Source organism: Candidatus Rhabdochlamydia oedothoracis (assembly GCF_019453995.1).
GTDB lineage: Bacteria > Chlamydiota > Chlamydiia > Chlamydiales > Rhabdochlamydiaceae > Rhabdochlamydia > Rhabdochlamydia oedothoracis.
In genome coordinates this window covers 1314913-1338018 of sequence record NZ_CP075587.1, presented here as the reverse complement: position 1 = coordinate 1338018, position 23106 = coordinate 1314913, and the positions used below count along the sequence as shown (strand labels likewise).

The following is a 23106-nucleotide window of genomic DNA, read 5'->3' as shown; positions in this document are numbered from 1 at the left end:
CGATTGCCCTTTTTATGCGACTTAGGATATGCTAGTACCTGTTTTTGAGGTAAACATGAATAAGACAGGCCGAAATGATCCCTGCCCTTGTGGCTCAGGAAAAAAATTTAAAAAATGTTGTGAAAGCAAAGCAGAAACCAAATCATTAAATCCAGAGCGGGTTTCTCTGAAACAACCCCCAACATCATCTGGGAAAGTTTCCGCTTTTTTTCAAAGAGCTAGAAATGTTATGCCTTCTGAAAATAAAAAATCAGATAATTCTTGAGGGTAAAACAGCTCTTTGCTATAAATCCTTCATCTAATTGCTGGAGTAGCTCAACGGTAGAGCATCCGCCTTGTAAGCGGACGGTTGAGGGTTCGAGTCCTTTCTCCAGCATTGTTTTAGGGGGGTATCGCATAGCGGCAATTGCAAGAGACTGTAAATCTCTCAGTCTTTGACTTACGTTGGTTCGAGTCCAACTGCCCCCATTTCTTGAGCGCTTCTTTAATTTCCAATGAAATCATCTTTGTTTATTCTCTCGATATAATTTAGCATGCTTTGACGTGGCTGTCGCTCTTTGAGCAGAATCCCAAAGACAACTGTTCTTACTTTCTGCACTAGAGTTCTTTTGAAACCTAAATTTTAAGTTCATAGTTGTACAATCCTACCAAAAGACTGAAGCGTAATCCAAATCTTTTTCTCCTATTCCGACAGGTGACCGACCATTAAAAGCAATTTTTGACTAAATGGTCTCTGTATTATGTTTCATAATACCTCTTAGATTGCTTTTTTGCGGGCTATTCTTTTTATCTGCTCCTAAAAAATTGTCCTGTAAAGAGATATTTAGCAAGCTTTTATTCTATTAAAATCTTGAATTTTTCTAATACAACCTTTAATCTTTCTCTCTTTAAGCAAAATGGAAGTGCAATTTTATGAATACACTAGGAAGATTGATTTTATTAGGAGTTGTTTTTTTCAGTATGCTATCTTTTCTTCTTGTAAAAGTTCAAGCAGAACCAACTGAGGCTTCTTTAACTGTAAAAAACAGTTTTTGTCTAGATGATCAGTATTATGTTTGTTTAAACGACAATAGTCATTTTATATTAAATAAGGTTCTGATTCACACATCGGGTTGGTTTGGGTTTGGGGTAGATAAATATGGCAATCCTGCAGCCAGTTGGCTTATTGGCGATCCTGTATGTATACAGCGTACAGGGGATTATGAATGGCCATTTCAGATTTTTAATCTCTATACGGAGCAAAACGCTTTTGCTGCTTTAGTGAACTTTGAAGCTAAAAGCTATGAACGCATACAAGATAGACTGCAAGACTTATTAACTGTTTTAAAAGAAATACAAAACGATCTTTCTGTTATAATATGCGATATAAAAACCATTAGGCAAGAAAATATCTTGAAAAGACCCGCTTCTGCAAACTCATCATGAGCGATTGGCCCTTTCAAACTCGAAGTGCACAAAAAAGAACATATAAATACTTGAAAAAACATCTATTGTGCACCCGAGCATAGCATGTTTGTAGATAATCTCCTAAATACTTCTATTGGAGTTTCGAAGTTGAGAGCCTTTCTAGGTCTGTTATTTAGTATAAGTTTCCACTCTTTCTATATCCTTGGAAGTAGTATTTAAAAAGCTTTGTGTTTTAGGAAAATATTGCCTAACTAGTTCGTTTGTATGCTCATTTAAGCCTCTTTCCCAAGAATGGTATAGGGCGTTGCAAAGTAGAAGTCTGTCTCTAGCTCGAAACTAACCATATTGGTGATCTCTTATTCCAAAAGCTCTTTTAATCTAAGTCTTTTCAAGTTTGAAGTGCACAGAAGAATTAAAAAAAGAATAGGCAGGCGATGAAAGAATCTCTATTGTGATTTTTAACAATCAAACACAAGGAGAGACCTTGCCTAAAGGCTACCATCACCTAACCTATGACCAAAGATGTCAGATTTATATTTTAAAAGCTAGAGGAGATACATCTAGCTCAATAGCAAACATTCTAAAAGTTCATCATAGCACTATTAGTAGGGAACTTAAGAGAAATAAAGGGCAACGAGGATACCGTCATCAGCAAGCTCAAGAAAAAGCATTTCTTAGAAAAAATTCTCAGCCCAATAAAAAAATGACTCCTCAAATAGTTACCCGTATTGAAGAAAAAATCAAGTTGCAATGGAGCCCTATACAAATATCCGGATGGCTTAAAAGACATGGTAAAGAACATGTTAGTCATGAGACCATCTATAATCATATCTGGAAAGATAAACGACAGGGAGGACAGCTTTATAGAGAGCTCCGTCATCGAGGGAAAAAATATAACAAGCAGAGAAAGGGAGCTTCTGGAAGAGGGAACATGCCTGGTCGTATATAGTGGTTCCGATTCAATCGTATAGAAAAATATTTTGTTTTGTGTTAAGCTATTGAGTATGAAAAAACTGATCCCTAGCCAGAGAGCTGACTTAGAACACAAGTTAAAGCATCCAAAAGACTATTCTGAACGGAATAGGCTTTGTGTAATTTTGGGCTATGATGAGGGTATCTCAACAAAAAATCTTGCTAAAACACTCCGGATAAGCCCTATCACTGTTCAGAAATACCTCAGAGAATATGATTCCGAAAATAAAACTGGAAGTAGCCCTCGAGGCGGTAGCAAATCAAAACTTTCACAAGACCAAAAAGAGTCTCTACTAAAACACCTACAGGAAAAGACCTATCTTAAAGTCAAAGGGATCATAGCTTATGTGCATGAGCAATATGGGATAAAATATTCCCGAAGTGGCATGACAGATTGGCTCATACAGCACGGATTTGTTTATAAACGTCCTAAAAAGATTCCTGGGAAATTAGATCCTGAAAAACAACGAATTTTCATAGAACAATATAGGGCTTTAAAGGAGACCTTAAACCCTGATGAAGAGATCTATTTCATAGATGCTGTGCATCCTGAACATCAGTCCCAAGCCGTATGTGGATGGATCAAAAAAGGCGTTCAAAAGACTTTGCAGACATCCGGGAAACAATTGCGATTGCATTTTGCTGGAGCTCTTTGCCTGACAGGAATGAAGATTTTTACAGAGGAATATAAGACAGTTGATGCCGATGCAATGCTCGATTTTTTCAAGAAGCTAGAAAAACAGACAGAGGCTCGAATTATTCATGTAATTTTGGATAATGCAAGATCAAACAAAAATAAGAAACTAGAAGAGTTTCTGATGTCTTCTAGGATTAAAGTGCACTATCTCCCTCCTTATTCGCCGAATTTGAATCCTATTGAACGCTTGTGGAAGATCTTAAAGGAAAAGACGGTATACAATCGATATTACGAAACGTCGGTGACTTTTTTTCAGGCAATTAGAGGATTCTTCTTAGAAGAGATACCGAAAATAACAGATATTTTGAAATGTAGGATAAACGACAAGTTTCAAGTCGTTGACTTAAATCCCATTAAGCTAGCCGTTTGAATCGGCACTAGTATAGATATTAAGCAACGGCCTTGTATTGTAGAAAAAAAGACTCGTTTAGGAGACTGGGAACTAGATACAGTCATAGGGGCAGGACATAAAGGCGTAATTGTATCAATGGTAGAAAGAACTTCCAAGCTAACTAAGCTCGCCAAAGTTTCTCATAAAACTGCAGAGGAAGTAAGTCAAGCGTTAATTGAACAACTTAAACCTATCAAAGATTTTGTACACACATTAACAGCAGACAACGGAAAAGAATTTGCCTATCACCAAATGGTTAGTTTCGAGCTAGAGACAGACTTCTACTTTGCAACGCCCTACCATTCTTGGGAAAGAGGCTTAAATGAGCATACAAACGGACTAGTTAGGCAATATTTTCCTAAAACACAAAGCTTTTTAGATACGACTTCCAAGGATATAGAAAGGGTGGAAACTTTACTAAATAACAGACCTAGAAAGGCTCTCAACTTCGAAACTCCACTAGAAGTGTTTACGAGATTATCTACAAACATGCTATGCTCGGGTGCACAATAGATGTTTTTTCAAGTATTTATATGTTCTTTTTTGTGCACTTCAAGGTTGAAAGGGCCCTATCTAAAGGATGAGATAAACACCTCTTTAGTTTTTCAAATCCAATCCTAAAAATACTTTTCCTTAAGCGTCCATGAGTTGCTTCCTGATTTTTTTCTTTTAGATTTAAGCTTGTCTTGATTAGATCTCTTGCATAACCAATAAGCAATCTAAAATTTTAAAGTATTTTAATCCAGGAGATATGATTGTTTGAGCGATATAGCTGGAAATGCTTTTGTTAAGATTAGGAATCTATAAATGAAAGCTTTAAAATAAGGGGTTATGCAAGAAATCTACTCTCAAAAATTTAATTTCGAAAGAAGTCTATTGTCCAATTAACGACTATCGTAAGCAATAGCATCCATGCTGCTATTTTATTTGCATCGGTCATGCACAGTGGTCGGAAAGAGAAAACAAGGTTTGTAATTATTGATGCTCAAAGTGTTAAAAATACTGATACAGCGGAGAAGAAAGGATATGATGCAGGGAAAAAAATATCAGGAATAAAAAGACATATAGCAGTCGATAGCCAAGGGCTTCCTCATGCGATTCACATTACCACCGCTAATATCACTGACAGAAATGGGTGTATATAGTAGTGCCAATTCAAAAGTAGTGCCAATTCAAACGGCTAGCTTAATGGGGTTCAAGTCAACGACTTGAAACTTGTCGTTAATCCTATATTTTTCTATGCGATTGAATCGGAACCACTATAGAAGCATTTTCACTACATAAAAACCATTTGTTCGGTGTAAAAAATGTTTTAGCAGATAGAGGATATAAAGAGTGTGCAGGAGATATTAGGATGTATAGTAGAAATAGCCAAAAGAAATACACTTCATACTTTTACAGTTATTCCCAAAAGATGGGTTGTAGAGCGTTCTTTTGCGTGGATAGAAAAATGTCGCAGGCTATGGAAAAATTGCGAAAGAAAACTACATACAAGCCTGAATATGGTGGTTCTCGCTTTTATTGTTCTACTTTTGAAAAGATTTTAAACAGGCTCTTAGAAGCCGTGATATACATTGTCTTGCCCATTTCATTTCGGATAGCATAATGGAGCGAAGAATCTAAAATAGTTTTCTTTAAAAAAAGATTCCGCAGAGAACCCTGGACTTATCTCCCGCATTAAACTTTGCTGTCCAAGACCTTAAAGAACGCCTTTTATTTCACAAAAGAAATATCGACTCTTAACTTGAAATCAAACTGGCATACACCAAGTTGACACTGTCAATAAATTGCCTTCTGTAAATACAAGTCCTGTCTAGGACATCATTTTAATTCTTTAAGGATCACAATCAGATGATCTGGGACATTGATTTAAAACATGGGAAAAGTTTGGGATTTTCTCTTCAAGACATCTTCTCAAATTAAGTAAAGGGCGACAGCAACCATCCCAGAAGGATTCATCAGGACTGTTTATAATAAAAGGAGCATTTTCCAAGCAGAAACCGCTTTCGACTGATCTGGGACATTGATTTAAAACATGGGAAAAGTTTGAGATTTTCTCTCCAAGACATTTTCCCAAATTAAATAAAGGGCGACAGCAACCATCCCAGAAGGATTCATCAGGACTGTTTATAATAAAAGAAGAATTTTTCAAGCAGGGATCGCTTTTGAATCTGTTGATGGCTATTAGATAGCTAATTCCTGCCCCAGCGGTTAGTAAACCTATTATCTTTGCAGCTGTGATCGCGGTTTTGCGTATAGTTGCCGATGCAGTCTGAGTATGAGGGAAATCAATTGTTACTGTGTTTAGAGCTTGTGCTGAGTGTGTGTGTGATTCATGAATCATAAAATTTTCTCTGTGGGTTTTGTATTTATTAAAAAATGTATTAAATTTTTATATATAAAGCTTAAGAAGATGTTTAAAATCTTTTCAAAAGTAGAGCAATAAAGCCATCATATTCAGGCTTGTATGTAGTTTTCTTTCGCAATTTTTCCATAGCCTGCGACACTATTTCTAATATACATCCTATATATTTTCTGCACATTTTTTGCAAATCTTTCTATGAGATGAAAGATGATAATGATTTTATTTTTAATGATTTATAATCTTAGGTTAAGAGAGCAACTGAAAGTACAAAGAAAGTACTTTACTTAAATCAGCTGAGTAAGGAAGTGGCAAACCCTACTTTAAGATGGATTTTCCAAATCATGAAAGGAATAGGTGTAGTCTATTTTTACGATGAATCGCTTTCATACACTATTCGAGAAGTTATCACCAATTAGCTCTGCTAGGCAGTTGCAAGAGAATTTAATTTCTGCGGTTGCAACAAATGTAGGCTCTTATCTGGATGATCACATAGTAAGAGCTACTATTTTCACAAGATTGAATTCTCTAGCTCGGAGCACTTCTGCTATTTCTTGGACTAATTTTGATAAATTAGTGCAAATGTATAATGCTGGGATTCTCCCTTGTATTCCTTCAAAAGGATCTCTAAGATGTTTAGTCCCAAAGTGTGATGGAATGGATTAATTCTAAAACTTTTTGGTTCTTTTTGCCAACTTTTGATAATATATAGTGGTTCCGATTCAATCGGATAGAAAAATATTTGGCCCTTTCAACCTTGAAGTGCACAAAAAAGAACATATAAATACTTGAAAAAACATCTATTGTGCACCCGAGCATAGCATGTTTGTAGATAATCTCGTAAACACTTCTAGTGGAGTTTCGAAGTTGAGAGCCTTTCTAGGTCTGTTATTTAGTAAAGTTTCCACCCTTTCTATATCCTTGGAAGTCGTATCTAAAAAGCTTTGTATTTTAGGAAAATATTGCCTAACTAGTCCGTTTGTATGCTCATTTAAGCCTCTTTCCCAAGAATGGTAGGGCGTTGCAAAGTAGAAGTCTGTCTCTAGCTCGAAACTAACCATTTGGTGATAGGCAAATTCTTTTCCGTTGTCTGCTGTTAATGTGTGTACAAAATCTTTGATAGGTTTAAGTTGTTCAATTAACGCTTGACTTACTTCCTCTGCAGTTTTATGAGAAACTTTGGCGAGCTTAGTTAGCTTGGAAGTTCTTTCTACCATTGATACAATTACGCCTTTATGTCCTGCCCCTATGACTGTATCTAGTTCCCAGTCTCCTAAACGAGTCTTTTTTTCTACAATACAAGGCCGTTGCTTAATATCTATACGACCAGGCATGTTCCCTCTTCCAGAAGCTCCCTTTCTCTGCTTGTTATATTTTTTCCCTCGATGACGGAGCTCTCTATAAAGCTGTCCTCCCTGTCGTTTATCTTTCCAGATATGATTATAGATGGTCTCATGACTAACATGTTCTTTACCATGTCTTTTAAGCCATCCGGATATTTGTATAGGGCTCCATTGCAACTTGATTTTTTCTTCAATACGGGTAACTATTTGAGGAGTCATTTTTTTATTGGGCTGAGAATTTTTTCTAAGAAATGCTTTTTCTTGAGCTTGCTGATGACGGTATCCTCGTTGCCCTTTATTTCTCTTAAGTTCCCTACTAATAGTGCTATGATGAACTTTTAGAATGTTTGCTATTGAGCTAGATGTATCTCCTCTAGCTTTTAAAATATAAATCTGACATCTTTGGTCATAGGTTAGGTGATGGTAGCCTTTAGGCAAGGTCTCTCCTTGTGTTTGATTGTTAAAAATCACAATAGAGATTCTTTCATCGCCTGCCTATTCTTTTTTTAATTCTTCTGTGCACTTCAAACTTGAAAAGACTTTTTGTTTTGTGTTAAGCTATTGAGTATGAAAAAACTGACCCCTAGCCAGATAGCTGACTTAGAACACAAGTTAAAGCATCCAAAAGACTATTCTGAACGGAATAGGCTTTGTGTAATTTTGGGCTATGATGAGGGTATCTCAACAAAAAATCTTGCTAAAGCACTTCGGATAAGCCCTATCACTGTTCAGGAATACCTCAGAGAATATGATTCCGAAAATAAAACTGGAAATAGCCCTCGAGGCGGTAGCAAATCAAAACTTTCACAAGACCAAACAGAGTCTCTACTAAAACACCTACAGGAAAAGACCTATCTTAAAGTCAAAGGGATCATAGCTTATGTGCATGAGCAATATGGGATAAAATATTCCCGAAGTGGCATGACAGATTGGCTCATACAGCACGGATTTGTTTATAAACGTCCTAAAAAGATTCCTGGGAAATTAGATCCTGAAAAACAACGAATTTTCATAGAACAATATATGGTTTTAAAGGAGACCTTAAACCCTGATGAAGAGATCTATTTCATAGATGCTGTGCATCCTGAACATCAGTCCCAAGCCGTATGTGGATGGATCAAAAAAGGCGTTCAAAAGACTTTGCAGACATCCGGGAAACAATTGCGATTGCATTTTGCTGGAGCTCTTTGCCTGACAGGAATGAAGATTGTTACAGAGGAATATAAGACAGTTGATGCCGATGCAATGCTCGATTTTTTCAAGAAGCTAGAAAAACAGACAGAGGCTCGAATTATTCATGTAATTTTGGATAATGCGAGATCAAACAAAAATAAGAAACTAGAAGAGTTTCTGATGTCTTCTAAGATTAAAGTGCACTATCTCCCTTCTTATTCGCCGAATTTGAATCCTATTGAACGCTTGTGGAAGATCTTAAAGGAAAAGAAGGTATACAATCGATATTACGAAACGTCGGTGACTTTTTTTCAGGCAATTAGAGGATTCTTCTTAGAAGAGATACCGAAAATAACAGATATTTTGAAATGTAGGATAAACGACAAGTTTCAAGTCGTTGACTTAAATCCCATTAAGCTAGCCGTTTGAATCGGCACTAGTATATAGTGGTTCCGATTCAATCGTATAGAAAAATATAGGATTAACGACAAGTTTCAAGTCGTTGACTTGAACCCCATTAAGCTAACCGTTTGAATTGGCACTACTATATTCTAATATTTCCTGTACACTCTTTGCAAATCTTTCTCCAGAATATCCTCACTTTTGAAAAGATTTTAAACAGGCTCTAAAAGAAGAAGCAAGAAAAATCCTTTAACAAAACAAGACAAAAAAAATAATCAATTCCTTTCCAAAGAAAGTGTAATTAATGAAAATGCTATTGGTCTGCTTAAGCGATTCAAAATTTTAGCTGATCGTTATAGAAATAGACGAAAAAGGTTTGGTCTTCGGTTCAATCTAATTGCGGGCATTTATAATCTGGAGCTATGTTAATGGGTTTTGAAAGAGGTCTATTAAAACTTATGATGTGATTTCTTGTTTAACTTTTGAGGGTTTAAAGGTAAAAAAGAAACCTTTTCATCCATTTGTAAACGAGCAAAAGCCGCATCAAGGTCAATAGATAACCGCTAAAAATATTTGGACCATTTTACAAGATTCACAAATGGCGGTGGATGAAAAATCTGTTGAAGAACAGCTAAAGTCTTATGCGCATACACAACCAATGGCTACTCAAGCACCTATTGAGGATGCTTATTCCATTCGTTGTACACCTCAAATTATCGGACCTATTCGAGAAAACCTTGAATGGATTCAGCGGCTAGTAACAAATGAGTTAAATTCAAGTAATGATAATGCTTTGATTCTTTGTGAGCACCACTAGATATTTCATAATCTAATCTTTCTGACAAGCGTATTGACCGATTCATGGATAAAAATCATAGCAATTAGTTACCTGCTTTTTTATGTTTGGAAAATCTGGGTTTGCGATTAGGGTTAATGGGAGGGCAGTTTATGACAACTTCTTTAGCAGCTAAAAACCGTTCTTTATGCAATCCCGTATCCATTCAGTCGCTCACCTCAACTGGAGATTTTCAAGATATTGTTTCTTTGGGACTTATTGCGGGTCGAATAGCTCAAGAAATTTCTGAAAATAGCTGTTATGTATTAGCTTTTGAACTGCTATGTGGAGTACAGGCTGCCGAAATTAGGGGTGCAAACCTTTTAAGTAGTGCTACAAGAGAGGTGTTTAACAACCTCAGTTGCAGTTATGTAATGGTTCATCTCCGTAAAGAGTTTCCTACTCTTATTAGCTACAGCAGATTTGTTTACTTTGTAAAAAATATTTTTATCCCCCTATTCGCTTATCTTTTACATAACAAAGGTAAAATTACTGGAATTAGCTTTATTGACTCAAAAAAGATACAAGTTTGCCATAACAAAAGAATTAGGAGAAATAAAGTTTTTACAAGATTTGCAAAAATGGGAAAACAGGAGCAGGATGGTTCTTGGGAATTAAACTTCATTTAATACTTAATGAAGTAGGAGAAATTCTAGCTTTTCAATTAACACCTGGAAATACATCAGACGTTTCTGTAGCCGATATTTTGTCGAATAAAAAATATATCCCAGATTGAACATACAAGACATAGATCAATAAGCAATTTTTTGGTTAATACGCTTTGTGCAATTGCGGCTTATACGAAGCAACCTAAAAAGCCTCGTATTAAGATGTCTGATAAGGAAAGTTTAGAGCTAGTTATTTTCTAGAAAACCCAAAACTGAGGTTAACATGGTGCGTAAATATGTTCCTTATTTATCGACAGATCAATGCCTAACCGATTATTTAGAATAAGTTAGCAGAGATCATTAAAACTGGGGCTTTGCTACAAGAAGTGGAAAAAATACAGGTAAGAATACCATTTATGAAGGAATAGAGGGGTTTTATCTTGAGAGGATAACTAGAGTCTTGTATAGAAGTGAAGATTAAACATTTCTCTTCAAGGTCTTCGCATATGTCTACAGCAAAATCTTTTGACCAAGATTTTATAAAAGGGGTGGCATACATCTTACTTTCAACTATTGGGTCCTCTCTCTTTGGGTTGTTTTCTAAGTTTGGATTGGATAATACTCCTTTTTTCTTAATCACATTTTTACGATTTGCCATTCCCTTTATATTGCTTTTACCATTTTCTCTAACAAAATATTCTGTTGTTCAACTTTGGCAAGCAAGAAATTGGAGAATACAATGGCTGCGTAGCAGTTGTGTGCTTGTGTATCAGTATTCTTTTTTTTATTTTTTAAACCAGCAATCTTTACTTGATGCAGCTGTTTTACAAAGTACTTCACCCTTGTTTATTTTAATATTTGAAAGCCTTTTTCATAGACAGCGTCTAAATATGCTTACTTTATTTAGTATCGTAATTTCTTTTATAGGGGTACTTTGTATTTTACAGCCAGACCTTGGAGTAATTAGTAGGATTAGCTTAGTAGGATTCCTAATTCCAGTAGCTTTAGCAGGTTCTCAAGTAATCTACTTTCATCAAGTGCATCATGCTCCTCAACAAAGCACATTATTTTTCTTATTTTTTCTCTGTTCTATTTTTACTGGAGTTCTTTACCTTTTTTCGGGAGAATTATTTCAGACTAGTACTTATGGACATACAAGTAGCCTTGTGCATGCATGGGTTTTATTAGGTATGGGGGTTACAAGCATTTTTAACCAGTCTTTTCGTGGATTTGCTTACCGATATGCTAGGCCATCCATTTTAGCCCCTTTCTCTTATATAGCCCTTCTGTTTTCAGGATTATTTGACTGGCTTGTTTTTAACCGGTTGCCTAACTTATGCTCCGGTCTGGGTCTTGCTTTGGTCATTATAGGCAGCGTTATTCAGTTCTATGGGAAAAAGCGCTTTATTTCTTAAGTTACGATGAGAAAGATCTATTTAAGTAGAGAAACATTTGATGAAAAATCTCTTTCTCGGTGTGATTACAATCAATGGTATGAAGCAATTTAAGTTCTTTGTAATACATAATTAAAGGAGCTGTTTGCTCATGATATATTTGCAGGCGTTTGCTAACCACTTCAGGTTGATCATCAGATCGATAAGTTAAGTGTGCATGACATCTATCGCAAATACCTGCTTTTTTGGGTGGAGAATTAAATAGATGATAAGGAGTATGGCACTTTATGCAAATCAGACGGTCTTGCAACCGTCTAATAATCTCTTGATCGCTTAAATCTAGATTAAAAACAAATGGCTCAATTTTATTTTGTGTAAAATAAGCTTGTAATTTTTCAGCTTGAGTTAATGTTCGAGGGAATCCATCTAAAATATAGCCTTTCTTGCAATCTGCCGCAGAGATTCTTTCAAATAGCATATGTAAAATCATTTCATCTGGAACTAATTGGCCACTCTGCATGTAGACATCTACCGCTTTACCAAACTCTGTCTTTTGATGAATTTGTTTTCTAAGTAAATCTCCTGTTGAAATATGAGTGAGGTGGAAATATTGAGATAAATTCTTTGCTTGAGTTCCTTTTCCAGCTCCAGGAGGGCCTAATAAAATAAATACGTGCGTGTCAGAAGATTCAGCCATAAAATACCAGTTAAAATGTGATTTGGCAGAGGCTTATCTTAGCAGAAGTCACTCTTTTAAAAATAACATTTTTTATCTTTAGAAAATGGAAAAAAAGCCCAAAATTAAAGGGCTTGTATAGAAATTTTTTTGGAGGGTTGAATTTTTTTTCTATGAAATTTTATTTTTACTATTCCGTTCTTACATATAGCTTCTGGACTTTTTGTTTCGTCTACAGCGCTAGGAAGGGGAATGCTGTAAGAAAAGGAGCTAGTGGCCTTTTGGTAAAACTTTCTTTTATTGTCTTTTACTTCTTCTTTTTTAACAGCTTTAATCCAAAGAATGTTCTGTTTTAGAGAAAGCTCTATTTCTTCTGATTTAATACCGGGGACATAAGCTTCTATATAAACATATTTTTCGTCTTCTGATATAGTTAAACCTGAAGATTCTTCAAAAGGATTCAAAAGAAGCATCCCTCCTTTTTCCTCAGACAAACACAAGCGATTGCTAGTATGAGAGAAGAGTCCATGAAGATGTTGGTTTAGTTTACGACACATAGATTTTAATTTGGTTAAAAATACAATTTATAACTATATATATTAAAATAAAAAGAAACAAGAAAAAAGTGTTAGATAAAAACTAACGATTTTTATAAAATCTCGGATTTGAGATTGCAAAAAACTCTCTTTCAGAGGATTTTACAGTCTCTTATTAAAAGGTTTATGGCAAAAAAAAAAGTAAAAGCATTCGGTACTTTAAGGAGTATTTTTTGGCCTGTTCATCGCTCTGAACTTAAAAAAGTTCTTTCCATGTTACTTTTGCTGTTTCTGATTTGTGTAAGTTACAGCGTCCTAAGGAATTTAAAAGATGCGGTTATTCTAACAGCAAAGCATTCAGGAGCAGAGGTAATCCCTTTTATTAAGGTGTGGGGAATTTTCCCAGCTGCGGTTGGAGCTACTTGGTTGTATACTCGCTTAAATCGTTATTTTAATAAATCAGCCGTCTTTTATATTACCATTTCCAGTTTTCTTGCCTATTTTCTTGTATTTGCCTTTGTTTTATATCCAAACAGCGAAAAATTGCACTTACACACATTAGGGAACTGGTTGTCTACTGTTTTACCAGAAGGATTTCAAGGCTTAATAGCTTTAATACGCAACTGGATTTTTACCTCTTTTTATATAGTTTCAGAGCTTTGGGCTACTTTATTATTGGCAGTAATCTACTGGGGCTTTGTAAATGATGTAACATGTGTAGGTGAAGCAAAGAGAACATATGGAATTTTAAATATAGGTTCAAATATAGCCCCCATCTTAGGAGGATCTTTAGCTTTAATTTTTAGTAAACCCTTTGCTTTTTCTTTTTTGCCTACGAAGGAAAATCCTTGGAGCCAAACAATCTATCAGCTTATTTTATTAATCGTGGCTTTAGGAATTGCTTGCATGGGCATTTATGCTTGGATTAATCGCTATGTATTAACCGATAAAGAAAGAAACGAGCCTTGTTTGATCAAGCAAGAAATCAAAGAGCAACTTTCCATTAGAGAGAGTGTAAAATACATTCTTTGCTCTAGGTATTTGGTTCCTCTTGCTATCATTGTTTTAGGCTATAACATTAGCATTAACCTCACAGATGTCTTATGGAAGTCTCAATTAGCAACTTTATTTAGCGACCCTAATGTCATGCTTGAGCATATGAATAAAATAACTGTCGGAATCGGTATATTAGCTACCTGTGGGGCTTTATTTTTTTCTGTTTTAATTACAAGACTTGGTTGGACTTTTACAGCAGTTATCACGCCAATGATCATGACGCTAACCGCTGTTGGTTTTTTTACTTTTATGTTTTGCGCTGATTCATTGGCAGCTTTTTCAGCAGCTGTTTTTGGGTTAGCTCCTTTTGCGATGGCAGTGTACTGCGGATCTTTGCAAAATTGTTTAAGCAAAGCTTGCAAATATTCGGTATTTGACGCTTCTAAAGAAGTAGCTTTTTTACCTCTTAACAGCGAATCTAAACTCAAAGGCAAAGCTGCAATTGATGGTCTAGGTTCAAGTTTAGGCAAGTCTGGTTCTTCATTAGTCTATCAGGTATTTATTATTTTGATGGGAAGTGTGGCTCTTTCGGCTCCTTTTGTAGCTGGCATTTTATTTCTTATTTTAGTCGCTTGGATCCCATCTGCTTTTTACTTAGGCAAACAGTTTAAACAAATGACCGCAGTCGATGAGCCCATTAATATGCAGGGCCTGCCAGAACTCTAATCTATAAGTTAAGCCTTATCAATCTCTTTTATATAAAACTTGCAAAAAATAAGTGAAACATGCATTAAATGTTTTAAGTTTAACTACAAAGCGAGTTGTTCATAGTGAGCAAGCAAATCATTCTAATTACAGGAATAAGTGGAAGAATAGGCTCAAAGGTAGCTGAATATTTTTCTCAAGATTATCAAATTATTGGTTTTGATATTACTCCACCTGTAAATCCGAAGATAGATTTTATTAAAGTAGATATTTCTTCTGATGAAAATGTGCTCAAGGGACTTGAACTATTAAAAAAAAATTATGGAGATGAAATAGCCTCGGTTATTCATCTTGCTGCTTATTATAGTTTTGCAGAACCAGAGAGCAAGAAATACGATCAAATTACCGTAAAAGGCACTCAAAGATTTCTAAAAGGTTTAGCCCATTTCCAATTGGAGCAATTTATCTTTTCTTCAACAATGTTGATATACAAACCAACTCAGCCAGGAATTAAAATAACAGAAGATTCAGCTATAGCTCCTTCTTGGGGATATCCACGCTCTAAAACACAAACAGAGCATCTCATTCATGAATTGAGAAAAGGATTTAGTAGTGTTAATTTACGCATTGCAGGTGTTTACGATGATAAATGCCATTCTATCCCCTTATCCAATCAAATGCAGAGGATTTTTGAAAACCAATTAGAATCTCATCTTTTTTCTGGTGATATTCATTGTGGATCTAGCTTTGTACATATGAATGATTTAGTAGAAGCTATCGGCTTATGTGTAAAAAAACGTAAAGAGCTCCCAGAAGAAATCAATCTGCTAATTGGAGAAGCTAAAACTTTTAGTTATGATGAACTGCAGAAAAAAATGGCTTATTCACTGTATAAAAAAGAATGGAAAACCTGGCGAGTTCCAAAACCAATTGCCAAAATAGGTGCTTGGTTTCAAGACCATCTGCCGTTTATGAAACCTTCTTTTATCAAACCTTGGATGATTCAAATTGCAGATGATCATTATGAATTAGACATCTCAAAAGCAAAAAGGCATCTAGGTTGGGATCCAAAGAAGCGCGTGGATGAAACCATTTTGCAATGGGCTGAAGAATTAAAAAAAGATCCGGTAGCTTGGTATACGGAAAATGGATTGAATATACCCAATTCTCTAAAGAAAAAGGCACAATGAAAAAATTATTTTGTTTCCTTAGTATGGCTTTAGGAATTTGGTTATTTGCTAATCCTTTAACCTTTTTTTATCAAGATGACCTACTAATGTATAACGATCTTGGCACAGGATTGCTTATTACATTATTTGCTATAAGTTTTTTCTATACTAAAAAAAAAAGATTTGCATGGGGTGTAGCAGGGCTTGGTATCTGGCTAAAATTAGCTCCTCTTGTATTTTGGGCTCCTCAGTCCCTTATTTATTTAAATGATACACTAATGGGGTCTTTAGCTGTTGTTTTTGGTTTTCAATTAGCAATGCCTGAGATTTCTTTTGAAAATACAAGCTTTTATCCTAAAGGGTGGTCTTTTAATCCTTCTTCTTGGACTGCACGAGTCTTAACTATTGCTTTAGCGCTTATGTGTTGGTTATTTTCGCGATACATGGCAGCTTATCAATTAGGGTACATTGCTGATGTTTGGGATCCCTTTTTTCTAGATGGAACAAGTAAAGTACTCAATTCCGATGTTTCCCATGCATTTCCTATTTCTGATGCCGGCTTAGGAGCTTTTGGATATACTTTAGAGTTTTTACTTGGATGGCAAGGTGGTAGTAAAAGATGGGCAAAAAACCCCTGGCTTGTTTGTCTTTTTAGTTTCCTTGTCGTTCCTGTAAGTATTATTAGCGTTTTGTTAATTATTTTACAGCCGGTGGTTGTCGGTGCATGGTGTAGTTTATGTTTAGCTACAGCTTTTTTTATGTCTATTATGATTTTATTTACAGCTCCAGAGTTAGTAGCCACTCTTTTGCTTTTAAAAGAAGCAAAACACAATCGCTGCTTTTGGCAAACCTTTTGGCATGGAATACATGTAGAGGAAAAAAAATCCAAATTTTTCAAGCAGTCTTTTGGAATAACATTGCCTTGGAATCTGCTTTTATTAATTGTATTGGGTGTCTGGTTAATTATTAGTGCTTATTATATAAATAGTAGTTTTTTAGTTAATATTAATTTCATATTAGGTCCTTTAATTGCCTTTATTTCTTTGATTTCCTGCGCAGAAGTATTTCGGGTCTTGCGCTTTTTGAATCTGCTATTTGGAGCTATCTTACTTGTCACGGTTTGGTTCTACCTCGAAATCTCGTTGTTACTTATTTTCCATAACCTTCTTTTAGGGGCTTTGATTTGCTTCTTATCTTTCCCAAAAGGAAAAGTTCTTGAAAAATATGGCCCTTGGCAACGTCTAATTTTCTAAAGTTACAATTTTTTTTCTTTCTATGAAAAAGCAAAAAAAAGCGAGAAAAGGAATTGCGAAAAAAGGAGTATATTATGTATGTTGTTTACTTCCTTAGGCGCAAAGCGCAAAAGGAATAGAATCAACGAGATTGGTTCAAAAAATGTTTAACAGCAAAACAGAAGTGACGTGCAAGCAAAAAAGAGCTTGTGTAAATGGAATGAATAAAATCATTTTATTTGCCTGTTAATTTTTTAATATGAGCAAATTTTCAAGAAATATTTTTCTGAGAATTTGATCTTGGTTCAGATTGAATGCTGGCAGCGTGGATGAGGCATGCAAGTCGAACGAAACTAAAGGGCAACTTTTAGTTTAGTGGCGAAAGGGTTAGTAATACATGAATAACTTACCCTTTACCTGGGAATAACGACTGGAAACAGGCGCTAATACCGAATGAGGTACCGATAAAAAATTATTGGCTATCAAAGTGGGGGCCCTTGTAAAAAGGCCTTGCGGTAAAGGATAGGTTCATGGGATATCAGCTAGTTGGTGTGGTAAAAGCGCACCAAGGCAAAGACGTCTAGGCGGATTGAGAGATTGACCGCCAACATTGGGACTGAGACACTGCCCAAACTCCTACGGGAGGCTGCAGTCGAGAATCTTTCGCAATGGGCGAAAGCCTGACGAAGCGACGCTGCGTGAGTGATGAAGGCTTTCGGGTTGTAAAACTCTTTCGCGCAAGAGCAAAGTGTTTTAGTGAATAGCTAAGGCATGTGAGAGTACTGCGTAAAGAAGCACCGGCTAACTCCGTGCCAGCAGCTGCGGTAATACGGAGGGTGCAAGCATTAATCGGAATTATTGGGCGTAAAGGGCGCGTAGGCGGGATTAAAAGTCAGATGTGAAATTCCGAAGCTCAACTTCGGAGCCGCATTTGAAACTGCAATTCTTGAGGGATGGCGGAGGAAACGGAATTCCACGTGTAGCGGTGAAATGCGTAGATATGTGGAAGAACACCTGTGGCGAAAGCGGTTTCCTAGCTTTTACCTGACGCTGAGGCGCGAGAGCAAGGGGAGCAAACAGGATTAGATACCCTGGTAGTCCTTGCCGTAAACGATGTATACTTGATGTAGTTAGGCTCAACCCTGGCTGTGTCGTAGCTAACGCGATAAGTATACCGCCTGAGGAGTACGCTCGCAAGGGTGAAACTCAAAAGAATGACGGGGGCCCGCACAAGCAGTGGAGCATGTGGTTTAATTCGATGCAACGCGAAGAACCTTACCCAGGCTCGAAATGCAAAGGACAGCAACAGAGATGATGCGTTCCGAAAGGATCTTTGTATAGGTGCTGCATGGCTGTCGTCAGCTCGTGCCGTGAGGTGTTGGGTTAAGTCCCGCAACGAGCGCAACCCTTATCATTAGTTGCCAACACGTAAAGGTGGGGACTCTAATGAGACTGCCTAGGTTAACTAGGAGGAAGGTGAGGATGACGTCAAGTCCGCATGGCCTTTATGTCTGGGGCTACACACGTGCTACAATGGTCGGTACAAAAGGCAGCAAGACCGTAAGGTGGAGCAAATCCCGAAAAGCCGATCTCAGTTCAGATTGTAGTCTGCAACTCGACTACATGAAGTTGGAATTGCTAGTAATGACGTGTCAGCAACAACGTCGTGAATACGTTCCCGGGCCTTGTACACACCGCCCGTCACATCATGGGAGTTGGTTTTACCCGAAGTCGCTGACTTAACCGCAAGGGAAGAGGCGCCTAAGGTAAGGCTGATGACTGGGATGAAGTCGTAACAAGGTAGCCCTACCGGAAGGTGGGGCTGGATCACCTCCTTTTAAGGACTAAAGTAGTTCTTTAAGGTTGAGACAAGCTCTGTTTTGTCCACGTCACTTCTTTTTTGCTGTTAAACCCTAGAACTTTAAACGGGGGTTTAGCTCAGCTGGTAGAGCATCTGATTTGCATTCAGAAGGTCAGGAGTTCGAACCTCCTAGCCTCCATTTGAGTCAAGCGGTTATAGCTCAGTTGGTTAGAGCGCGACACTGATAATGTCGAGGTCCCTAGTTCAAGTCTAGGTAACCGCACATTCTTCCTGTAAAGAAGAAATTAGCTATCTTGATAGAACTAAATTTAGTCAGAGAGAAATCTCAAATAAAGCGCAAAAGTAAAATAAGTGGAAAAGATTTCACTGATGTAAATTGGCGCTTGAGAATGAAAGAAAAATCAAAATTAGCAGCAAAAAAGTTTTGTAATCAAGCTGCTAAGAGCTGTTGGTGGATGCCTTGGCATCGAAAGGCGAAGAAGGACGTGTAACCTGCGAAAAGCTTCGGGGAGTCGGAAAAGGCGTAGAACCGAAGGTATCCGAATGGGGGAACCCGATAGAGAAGCCCTCTATCATCTTTAAATGAATACATAGTTTAAAGAAGCAAGACCTGCTGAAGTGACACATCTCAGTAAGCAGAGGAAAAGAAATCTAGAAGAGATTCCCATAGTAGCGGCGAGCGAAGTGGGAAGAGCCCAAACCAGGGATTAATTCCTGGGGTTGTAGGGCCTATTATAAAGCGAAGTTTAATCTAGCAAAATGGCATGGAAAGGCCAATGAAACAGGGTGAGAGTCCCGTATGCGAAAGATAAGATAAGCGAAATAGGAACCTGAGTAGGACCGGGCACGGGAAATCCGGTCTGAAACTGGGGGGACCACCCTCCAAGGCTAAATACTAAAACGATGACCGATAGTGAACAAGTACCGCGAGGGAAAGGTGAAAAGAACCCCTGTTAGGGGAGTGAAATAGAAACTGAAACCAGCAGCTTACAAACGGTCGAAGGCCTATGCACCGTAAGGTGAATGGCTGACGGCGTGCCTTTTGCATGATGAGCCAGCGAGTTAAGCTACATGGCGAGGTTAAAGAACAAACGTTCTGGAGCCGAAGCGAAAGCGAGTGTGAATAGCGCGTATAGTCGTGTGGCTTAGACACGAAACCAAGTGATCTATCCATGACCAGGATGAAGTTCGGGTAAAACCGATTGGAGGTCCGAACCAGTGTCTGTTGAAAAAGACTTGGATGAGTTGTGGATAGGGGTGAAAGGCCAATCAAACTTGGAGATATCTTGTTCTCTTCGAAATAACTTTAGGGTTAACCTCGGAAAAGCCGACTCGGGGGTAGAGCACTGAATCCACAAGGGAGGCTACCGCCTTACCGAAGGGAATCAAACTCCGAATACCGAGAAGGAAGCCGGGAGATAGACTATGTGGGATAAGCTACATAGTCAAAAGGGGAACAGCCCAGATCGCCGATTAAGGCCCCAAATTCTATGCTAAGTGAGTAAGGAAGTGAAGTTTCAAAGACAGTTGGGATGTTGGCTTAGAGGCAGCCATCATTTAAAGAGTGCGTAACAGCTCACCAATCGAGAAACTTTGCGCCGATAATAGACGGGACTAAAGCATAGAGCCGAAATCGCGGGTGTATCGATAAGATACGCGGTAGGAGAGCGTAGTATGTGCAGAGAAGATATACCGTGAGGAGTGTTGGAGCGCATACTAGTGAAGATGCATGGCATGAGTAAACGATAAAAGAGGTGAAAATCCTCTTCGCCGAAAACCTAAGGTTTCCAGGGTAAAGTTCGTCTTCCCTGGGTTAGCCGGTCCCTAAGCTAAGGCTGAAAAGCGTAGGCGATGGGAAGCAGGTTAAATATTCCTGCGCCGCTAAAGAGCAATGGTGATGAGATGACGGAGTAAGTTAAGCGTGCGGACGATTGGATGTCCGTGGAGCTGTGAAGAGGGTCTGAAGGAAAGCCCGCAGACAAAAATCTAGGCAGAGACTAAGGGGAACTGAAAAGGGAACCGATAACGTAGCGCGATGCTTCCAAGAAATAGTTTCTAACCGTAATTTAGCGACCGTACCAAAACCGACACAGGTGGGTGGGATGAATATTCTCAGGCGCGCGAGAGAACTCTCGTTAAGGAACTCTGCAAATTACCCTCGTAACTTCGGGAGAAGAGGGGCCAGGGTTCGTAATATTCTTCGCGAATAGAAGCGAAAACTGGTCGAAGAGAAATGGCCCAGGCGACTGTTTAACAAAAACACAGCACTATGCAAAGTCGTCTAAGACGACGTATATGGTGTGAAGCCTGCCCAATGCCAAAAGGTCAAAAGGAGATGTCAGTTGAGCAATCGACAAAGCATTGAATTAAAGCCCTGGTGAATGGCGGCCGTAACTATAACGGTCCTAAGGTAGCGAAATTCCTTGTCGGGTAAGTTCCGACCTGCACGAATGGCCTAACGATCTGGGCACTGTCTCAACGAGAGACTCGGTGAAATTGTAGTAGCGGTGAAGATGCCGTTTACCCGCAACAAGACGGAAAGACCCCGTGAACCTTTACTATACTCTGATATTGGCTTTTGACTTTTCATGTGTAGGATAACCGGAAGACATTGAAGTTTGCTCGTTAGGGCAAATGGAGTCGACCTTGAAATACCGGTCTTGAAAGGTTGAAAATCTAACAATATTCCGTGAAACCGGGAGTTGGACATTGTCAGACGGGTAGTTTGACTGGGGCGGTATCCTCCTAAAGAGTAACGGAGGAGTTCAAAGCTTCCCTCATCGTGGTTGGCAATCACGAATAGAGCGTAAAGGTATAAGGGAGGTTAACTGCGAGACCAACAAGTCGAGCAGATACGAAAGTAGGACTTAGTGATCCGGCGGTAGAAAGTGGAATCGCCGTCGCTTAACGGATAAAAGGTACTCCGGGGATAACAGGCTTATCGCCACCAAGAGTTCATATCGACGTGGCGGTTTGGCACCTCGATGTCGACTCATCGCATCCTGGGGCTGGAGAAGGTCCCAAGGGTTTGGCTGTTCGCCAATTAAAGCGGTACGCGAGTTGGGTTCAAAACGTCGTGAGACAGTTTGGTCCCTATCTGTTGTGGGCGTAGGATATTTGAGAAGAGCTGCTTCTAGTACGAGAGGACCGAAGTGGACGAACCAATGGTGTGCCGGTTGTACTGCCAAGTGCATAGCCGGGTAGCTATGTTCGGAAAGGATAAGCGTTGAAAGCATCTAAACGCCAAGCCTCCTTCAAGATAAGATATCCCAACGAGACCCCCTGAAGATGACAGGGTTGATAGGTTGGATGTGTAAGCATAGTAATGTGTTGAGCTAACCAATACTAATAGGTCCATTGGCTTGATTACTTTTTTTTCATCGTCACTATTTTCCTTAAAATAAGGAGAATACTGAAGATGCAGCTAAAAAAGCTGTTTTGGAAACTAACAAACTCAAGCGTCAATTTGCATTAGTGAGAGATCTGACAAAATTTAGTCTTGGTGGCAATAGAGAAGAGGAAATACCTGATCCCATCCCGAACTCAGAAGTCAAGGTCTTCATCGCCGATGGTACTATACTCAAGAGTATGGAAGAGTAGGTCGCCGCCAAGTTTTTTTTATCCACCCTAGTTAGCTAGATCTAACTAGGGTTTTTTTATGCCTAGAAATAATAAAGTTAATTAATACGCTTGTTAAAGAGTATCTTTTCAAGTTTGAAGTATTAGGCAGGCGATGAAAGAATCTCTATTGTGATTTTTAACAATAAACCTCTTTCATAATCATCAAGGTACTTTTGAAACAAAGCAAAAGAACGCTCTACAACCCATCTTTTGGGAATAACTGTAAAAGTATGAAGTGTATTTCTTTTGGCTATTTCTACTATACATCCTAATATCTCCTGCACACTCTTTGCAAATTTTTCTCCAGGATATCCTCCATCTGCTAAAACATTTTTTACACCGAACAAATGGTTTTTATGTAGTGAAAATGCTTCTATAGTAGTGCCAATTCAAACGGCTAGCTTAATGGGGTTCAAGTCAACGACTTGAAACTTGTCGTTAATCCTATATTTTTCTATGCGATTGAAATTGAATCGGAACCAATGTAGATCAACTATTCGTGGACGTGTTTTTTTGCATGTAGACTCAAGTATTAGATGGACTTTGCTAAATTGGTTACGAGAGATATCGCTTGGATAAGAGCGGGCCATAATTACTTCCAAAGGTTTTATGAAAACTATCATTATGCCTTACTGAAAAGATTTTAAACAGGCTCTAAGATCTCCAAGCCGCTATTTCTCTTGTGAAATAAAAGGCGTATATTTATAGCGTATTGTATAAAAAAACTTAATATCTGATAAGTTAAGCAAAAATATCAAAATAAGG

General features: G+C 37.9%; 17 protein-coding genes, 4 tRNA genes, 3 rRNA genes and 7 pseudogenes. 24 read left to right on the top strand and 7 right to left on the bottom strand.

Features of this window, described 5'->3' with window-relative positions; translation table 11 throughout:
• Positions 1–55: 55 nt before the first annotated feature.
• The 8 genes and pseudogenes from RHABOEDO_RS07425 to RHABOEDO_RS11805 form a co-directional block, all read left to right on the top strand.
• Positions 56–265, top strand: a complete 210-nt coding sequence (locus RHABOEDO_RS07425) for an SEC-C metal-binding domain-containing protein (RefSeq protein WP_215216847.1) — start codon at positions 56–58, stop codon at positions 263–265.
• Positions 266–304: 39 nt separating this feature from the next.
• Positions 305–376: transfer RNA gene (locus tag RHABOEDO_RS07420), tRNA-Thr, on the top strand.
• A 9-nt stretch (positions 377–385) separates the two neighbouring features.
• Positions 386–468 (top strand) — tRNA-Tyr (locus RHABOEDO_RS07415).
• 444 nt (positions 469–912) lie between these two features.
• Positions 913–1425, top strand: a complete 513-nt coding sequence (locus RHABOEDO_RS07410; protein ID WP_215216848.1) for a hypothetical protein — start codon at positions 913–915, stop codon at positions 1423–1425.
• Positions 1426–1858: 433 nt separating this feature from the next.
• Positions 1859–2356 carry an IS30 family transposase gene (locus RHABOEDO_RS07405; protein WP_220017503.1) on the top strand — a complete coding sequence of 166 codons (498 nt, stop codon included), beginning with the start codon at positions 1859–1861 and terminating at the stop codon, positions 2354–2356.
• Positions 2357–2411: 55 nt separating this feature from the next.
• Positions 2412–3446: an IS630 family transposase gene (locus RHABOEDO_RS07400; protein ID WP_220017502.1), complete on the top strand. Its 1035-nt coding sequence runs from the start codon at positions 2412–2414 to the stop codon at positions 3444–3446.
• Positions 3447–3980: an IS30 family transposase gene (locus tag RHABOEDO_RS07395; RefSeq protein WP_220017857.1), complete on the top strand. Its 534-nt coding sequence runs from the start codon at positions 3447–3449 to the stop codon at positions 3978–3980.
• Positions 3981–4429: 449 nt separating this feature from the next.
• A pseudogene (locus RHABOEDO_RS11805) lies at positions 4430–5014 on the top strand (transposase); the annotation flags it as partial.
• A 287-nt stretch (positions 5015–5301) separates the two neighbouring features.
• Here the strand turns inward: RHABOEDO_RS11805 and RHABOEDO_RS07380 are convergent.
• Together RHABOEDO_RS07380 and RHABOEDO_RS11800 are read right to left on the bottom strand one after the other, a co-directional pair.
• Entirely contained in the window at positions 5302–5811 is a 510-nt protein-coding gene (locus RHABOEDO_RS07380; RefSeq protein WP_215216527.1) for a hypothetical protein, read from the bottom strand.
• A gap of 73 nt (positions 5812–5884) precedes the next feature.
• Positions 5885–5973: pseudogene (locus tag RHABOEDO_RS11800) on the bottom strand (IS5/IS1182 family transposase); the annotation flags it as partial.
• Positions 5974–6204: 231 nt separating this feature from the next.
• Between RHABOEDO_RS11800 and RHABOEDO_RS11545 the strand changes: the two are divergent.
• On the top strand, positions 6205–6495 hold the full coding sequence (locus tag RHABOEDO_RS11545; RefSeq protein WP_215216526.1) for an aromatic amino acid lyase: 291 nt from the start codon (positions 6205–6207) through the stop codon (positions 6493–6495).
• Between the two features lie 134 nt (positions 6496–6629).
• Here RHABOEDO_RS11545 and RHABOEDO_RS07370 read toward each other — a convergent pair whose 3' ends face one another.
• A complete protein-coding gene (locus tag RHABOEDO_RS07370) occupies positions 6630–7643 on the bottom strand; it encodes an IS30 family transposase (protein WP_220017500.1) in 1014 nt (337 codons plus the stop codon).
• A 96-nt stretch (positions 7644–7739) separates the two neighbouring features.
• Between RHABOEDO_RS07370 and RHABOEDO_RS07365 the strand changes: the two genes are divergently transcribed.
• From RHABOEDO_RS07365 to RHABOEDO_RS07340, 6 genes and pseudogenes are all read left to right on the top strand, one after another.
• Positions 7740–8774 carry an IS630 family transposase gene (locus tag RHABOEDO_RS07365; protein WP_220017499.1) on the top strand — a complete coding sequence of 345 codons (1035 nt, stop codon included), beginning with the start codon at positions 7740–7742 and terminating at the stop codon, positions 8772–8774.
• A 198-nt stretch (positions 8775–8972) separates the two neighbouring features.
• A pseudogene (locus tag RHABOEDO_RS07360) lies at positions 8973–9176 on the top strand (transposase family protein); the annotation flags it as partial.
• Between the two features lie 127 nt (positions 9177–9303).
• A complete protein-coding gene (locus RHABOEDO_RS07355) occupies positions 9304–9564 on the top strand; it encodes an aromatic amino acid lyase (protein ID WP_320412797.1) in 261 nt (86 codons plus the stop codon).
• 80 nt (positions 9565–9644) lie between these two features.
• Positions 9645–9926: pseudogene (locus RHABOEDO_RS10905) on the top strand (aromatic amino acid lyase); the annotation flags it as partial.
• Between the two features lie 21 nt (positions 9927–9947).
• Positions 9948–10451, top strand: a pseudogene (locus tag RHABOEDO_RS10900) (transposase); the annotation flags it as partial.
• Positions 10452–10696: 245 nt separating this feature from the next.
• Positions 10697–11605, top strand: coding sequence for a DMT family transporter (locus tag RHABOEDO_RS07340; protein WP_215216825.1), 909 nt, complete (start codon positions 10697–10699; stop codon positions 11603–11605).
• A gap of 1 nt (position 11606) precedes the next feature.
• On the opposite strand, the gene RHABOEDO_RS07335 is transcribed toward RHABOEDO_RS07340, so the two are convergent.
• Positions 11607–12281: an adenylate kinase gene (locus RHABOEDO_RS07335; protein WP_215216826.1), complete on the bottom strand. Its 675-nt coding sequence runs from the start codon at positions 12279–12281 to the stop codon at positions 11607–11609.
• Between the two features lie 104 nt (positions 12282–12385).
• The gene (locus tag RHABOEDO_RS07330) at positions 12386–12724 is read right to left on the bottom strand and encodes an Hsp20/alpha crystallin family protein (protein WP_220017498.1); all 339 of its coding nucleotides are present in this window, start codon (positions 12722–12724) and stop codon (positions 12386–12388) included.
• Positions 12725–12982: 258 nt separating this feature from the next.
• On the opposite strand from RHABOEDO_RS07330, the gene RHABOEDO_RS07325 reads away from it, so the two are divergent.
• The 9 genes and pseudogenes from RHABOEDO_RS07325 to rrf all read left to right on the top strand — a co-directional run bounded on the left by RHABOEDO_RS07325 (position 12983) and on the right by rrf (position 22333).
• Positions 12983–14518: an Npt1/Npt2 family nucleotide transporter gene (locus RHABOEDO_RS07325; RefSeq protein ID WP_215216828.1), complete on the top strand. Its 1536-nt coding sequence runs from the start codon at positions 12983–12985 to the stop codon at positions 14516–14518.
• 104 nt (positions 14519–14622) lie between these two features.
• Entirely contained in the window at positions 14623–15687 is a 1065-nt protein-coding gene (locus RHABOEDO_RS07320; protein ID WP_245397495.1) for an NAD-dependent epimerase/dehydratase family protein, read from the top strand.
• A pseudogene (locus RHABOEDO_RS11795) lies at positions 15684–15959 on the top strand (SPW repeat domain-containing protein); the annotation flags it as partial. The gene RHABOEDO_RS07320 and the pseudogene RHABOEDO_RS11795, both read left to right, overlap by 4 nt.
• Before the next feature lie 150 nt (positions 15960–16109).
• Positions 16110–16919 carry a vitamin K epoxide reductase family protein gene (locus tag RHABOEDO_RS07315; protein WP_245397494.1) on the top strand — a complete coding sequence of 270 codons (810 nt, stop codon included), beginning with the start codon at positions 16110–16112 and terminating at the stop codon, positions 16917–16919.
• A gap of 261 nt (positions 16920–17180) precedes the next feature.
• A 16S ribosomal RNA gene (locus RHABOEDO_RS07310) occupies positions 17181–18736 on the top strand.
• An 89-nt stretch (positions 18737–18825) separates the two neighbouring features.
• A tRNA-Ala gene (locus tag RHABOEDO_RS07305) sits at positions 18826–18898 on the top strand.
• A 10-nt stretch (positions 18899–18908) separates the two neighbouring features.
• Positions 18909–18982, top strand: a tRNA-Ile gene (locus tag RHABOEDO_RS07300).
• Between the two features lie 166 nt (positions 18983–19148).
• Positions 19149–22090: ribosomal RNA gene (locus RHABOEDO_RS07295) — 23S ribosomal RNA — on the top strand.
• Positions 22091–22218: 128 nt separating this feature from the next.
• Positions 22219–22333: ribosomal RNA gene (gene rrf, locus RHABOEDO_RS07290) — 5S ribosomal RNA — on the top strand.
• The 16S, 23S and 5S rRNA genes sit together here with 2 tRNA genes alongside, the layout of an rRNA operon.
• 178 nt (positions 22334–22511) lie before the next feature.
• Here the strand turns inward: rrf and RHABOEDO_RS07285 are convergent.
• Positions 22512–22679, bottom strand: a pseudogene (locus tag RHABOEDO_RS07285) (IS5/IS1182 family transposase); the annotation flags it as partial.
• 51 nt (positions 22680–22730) lie between these two features.
• On the bottom strand, positions 22731–22964 hold the full coding sequence (locus tag RHABOEDO_RS11790) for a hypothetical protein (RefSeq protein ID WP_215216830.1): 234 nt from the start codon (positions 22962–22964) through the stop codon (positions 22731–22733).
• Positions 22965–23106: the final 142 nt, after the last annotated feature.

What these genes read in the sequence shown, in the direction of transcription:
- RHABOEDO_RS07365 (WP_220017499.1), top strand. Translation starts at nt 7,740, where the DNA reads ATGAAAAAACTGACCCCTAGCCAGATAGCTGACTTAGAACACAAGTTA.
- RHABOEDO_RS07410 (WP_215216848.1), top strand. Translation starts at nt 913, where the DNA reads ATGAATACACTAGGAAGATTGATTTTATTAGGAGTTGTTTTTTTCAGT.
- RHABOEDO_RS07325 (WP_215216828.1), top strand. Translation starts at nt 12,983, where the DNA reads ATGGCAAAAAAAAAAGTAAAAGCATTCGGTACTTTAAGGAGTATTTTT.
- RHABOEDO_RS07400 (WP_220017502.1), top strand. Translation starts at nt 2,412, where the DNA reads ATGAAAAAACTGATCCCTAGCCAGAGAGCTGACTTAGAACACAAGTTA.
- RHABOEDO_RS07315 (WP_245397494.1), top strand. Translation starts at nt 16,110, where the DNA reads ATGGCAGCTTATCAATTAGGGTACATTGCTGATGTTTGGGATCCCTTT.
- RHABOEDO_RS07380 (WP_215216527.1), bottom strand. Translation starts at nt 5,811, where the DNA reads ATGATTCATGAATCACACACACACTCAGCACAAGCTCTAAACACAGTA.
- RHABOEDO_RS07425 (WP_215216847.1), top strand. Translation starts at nt 56, where the DNA reads ATGAATAAGACAGGCCGAAATGATCCCTGCCCTTGTGGCTCAGGAAAA.
- RHABOEDO_RS11790 (WP_215216830.1), bottom strand. Translation starts at nt 22,964, where the DNA reads ATGATAGTTTTCATAAAACCTTTGGAAGTAATTATGGCCCGCTCTTAT.
- RHABOEDO_RS07335 (WP_215216826.1), bottom strand. Translation starts at nt 12,281, where the DNA reads ATGGCTGAATCTTCTGACACGCACGTATTTATTTTATTAGGCCCTCCT.
- RHABOEDO_RS07340 (WP_215216825.1), top strand. Translation starts at nt 10,697, where the DNA reads ATGTCTACAGCAAAATCTTTTGACCAAGATTTTATAAAAGGGGTGGCA.
- RHABOEDO_RS11545 (WP_215216526.1), top strand. Translation starts at nt 6,205, where the DNA reads ATGAATCGCTTTCATACACTATTCGAGAAGTTATCACCAATTAGCTCT.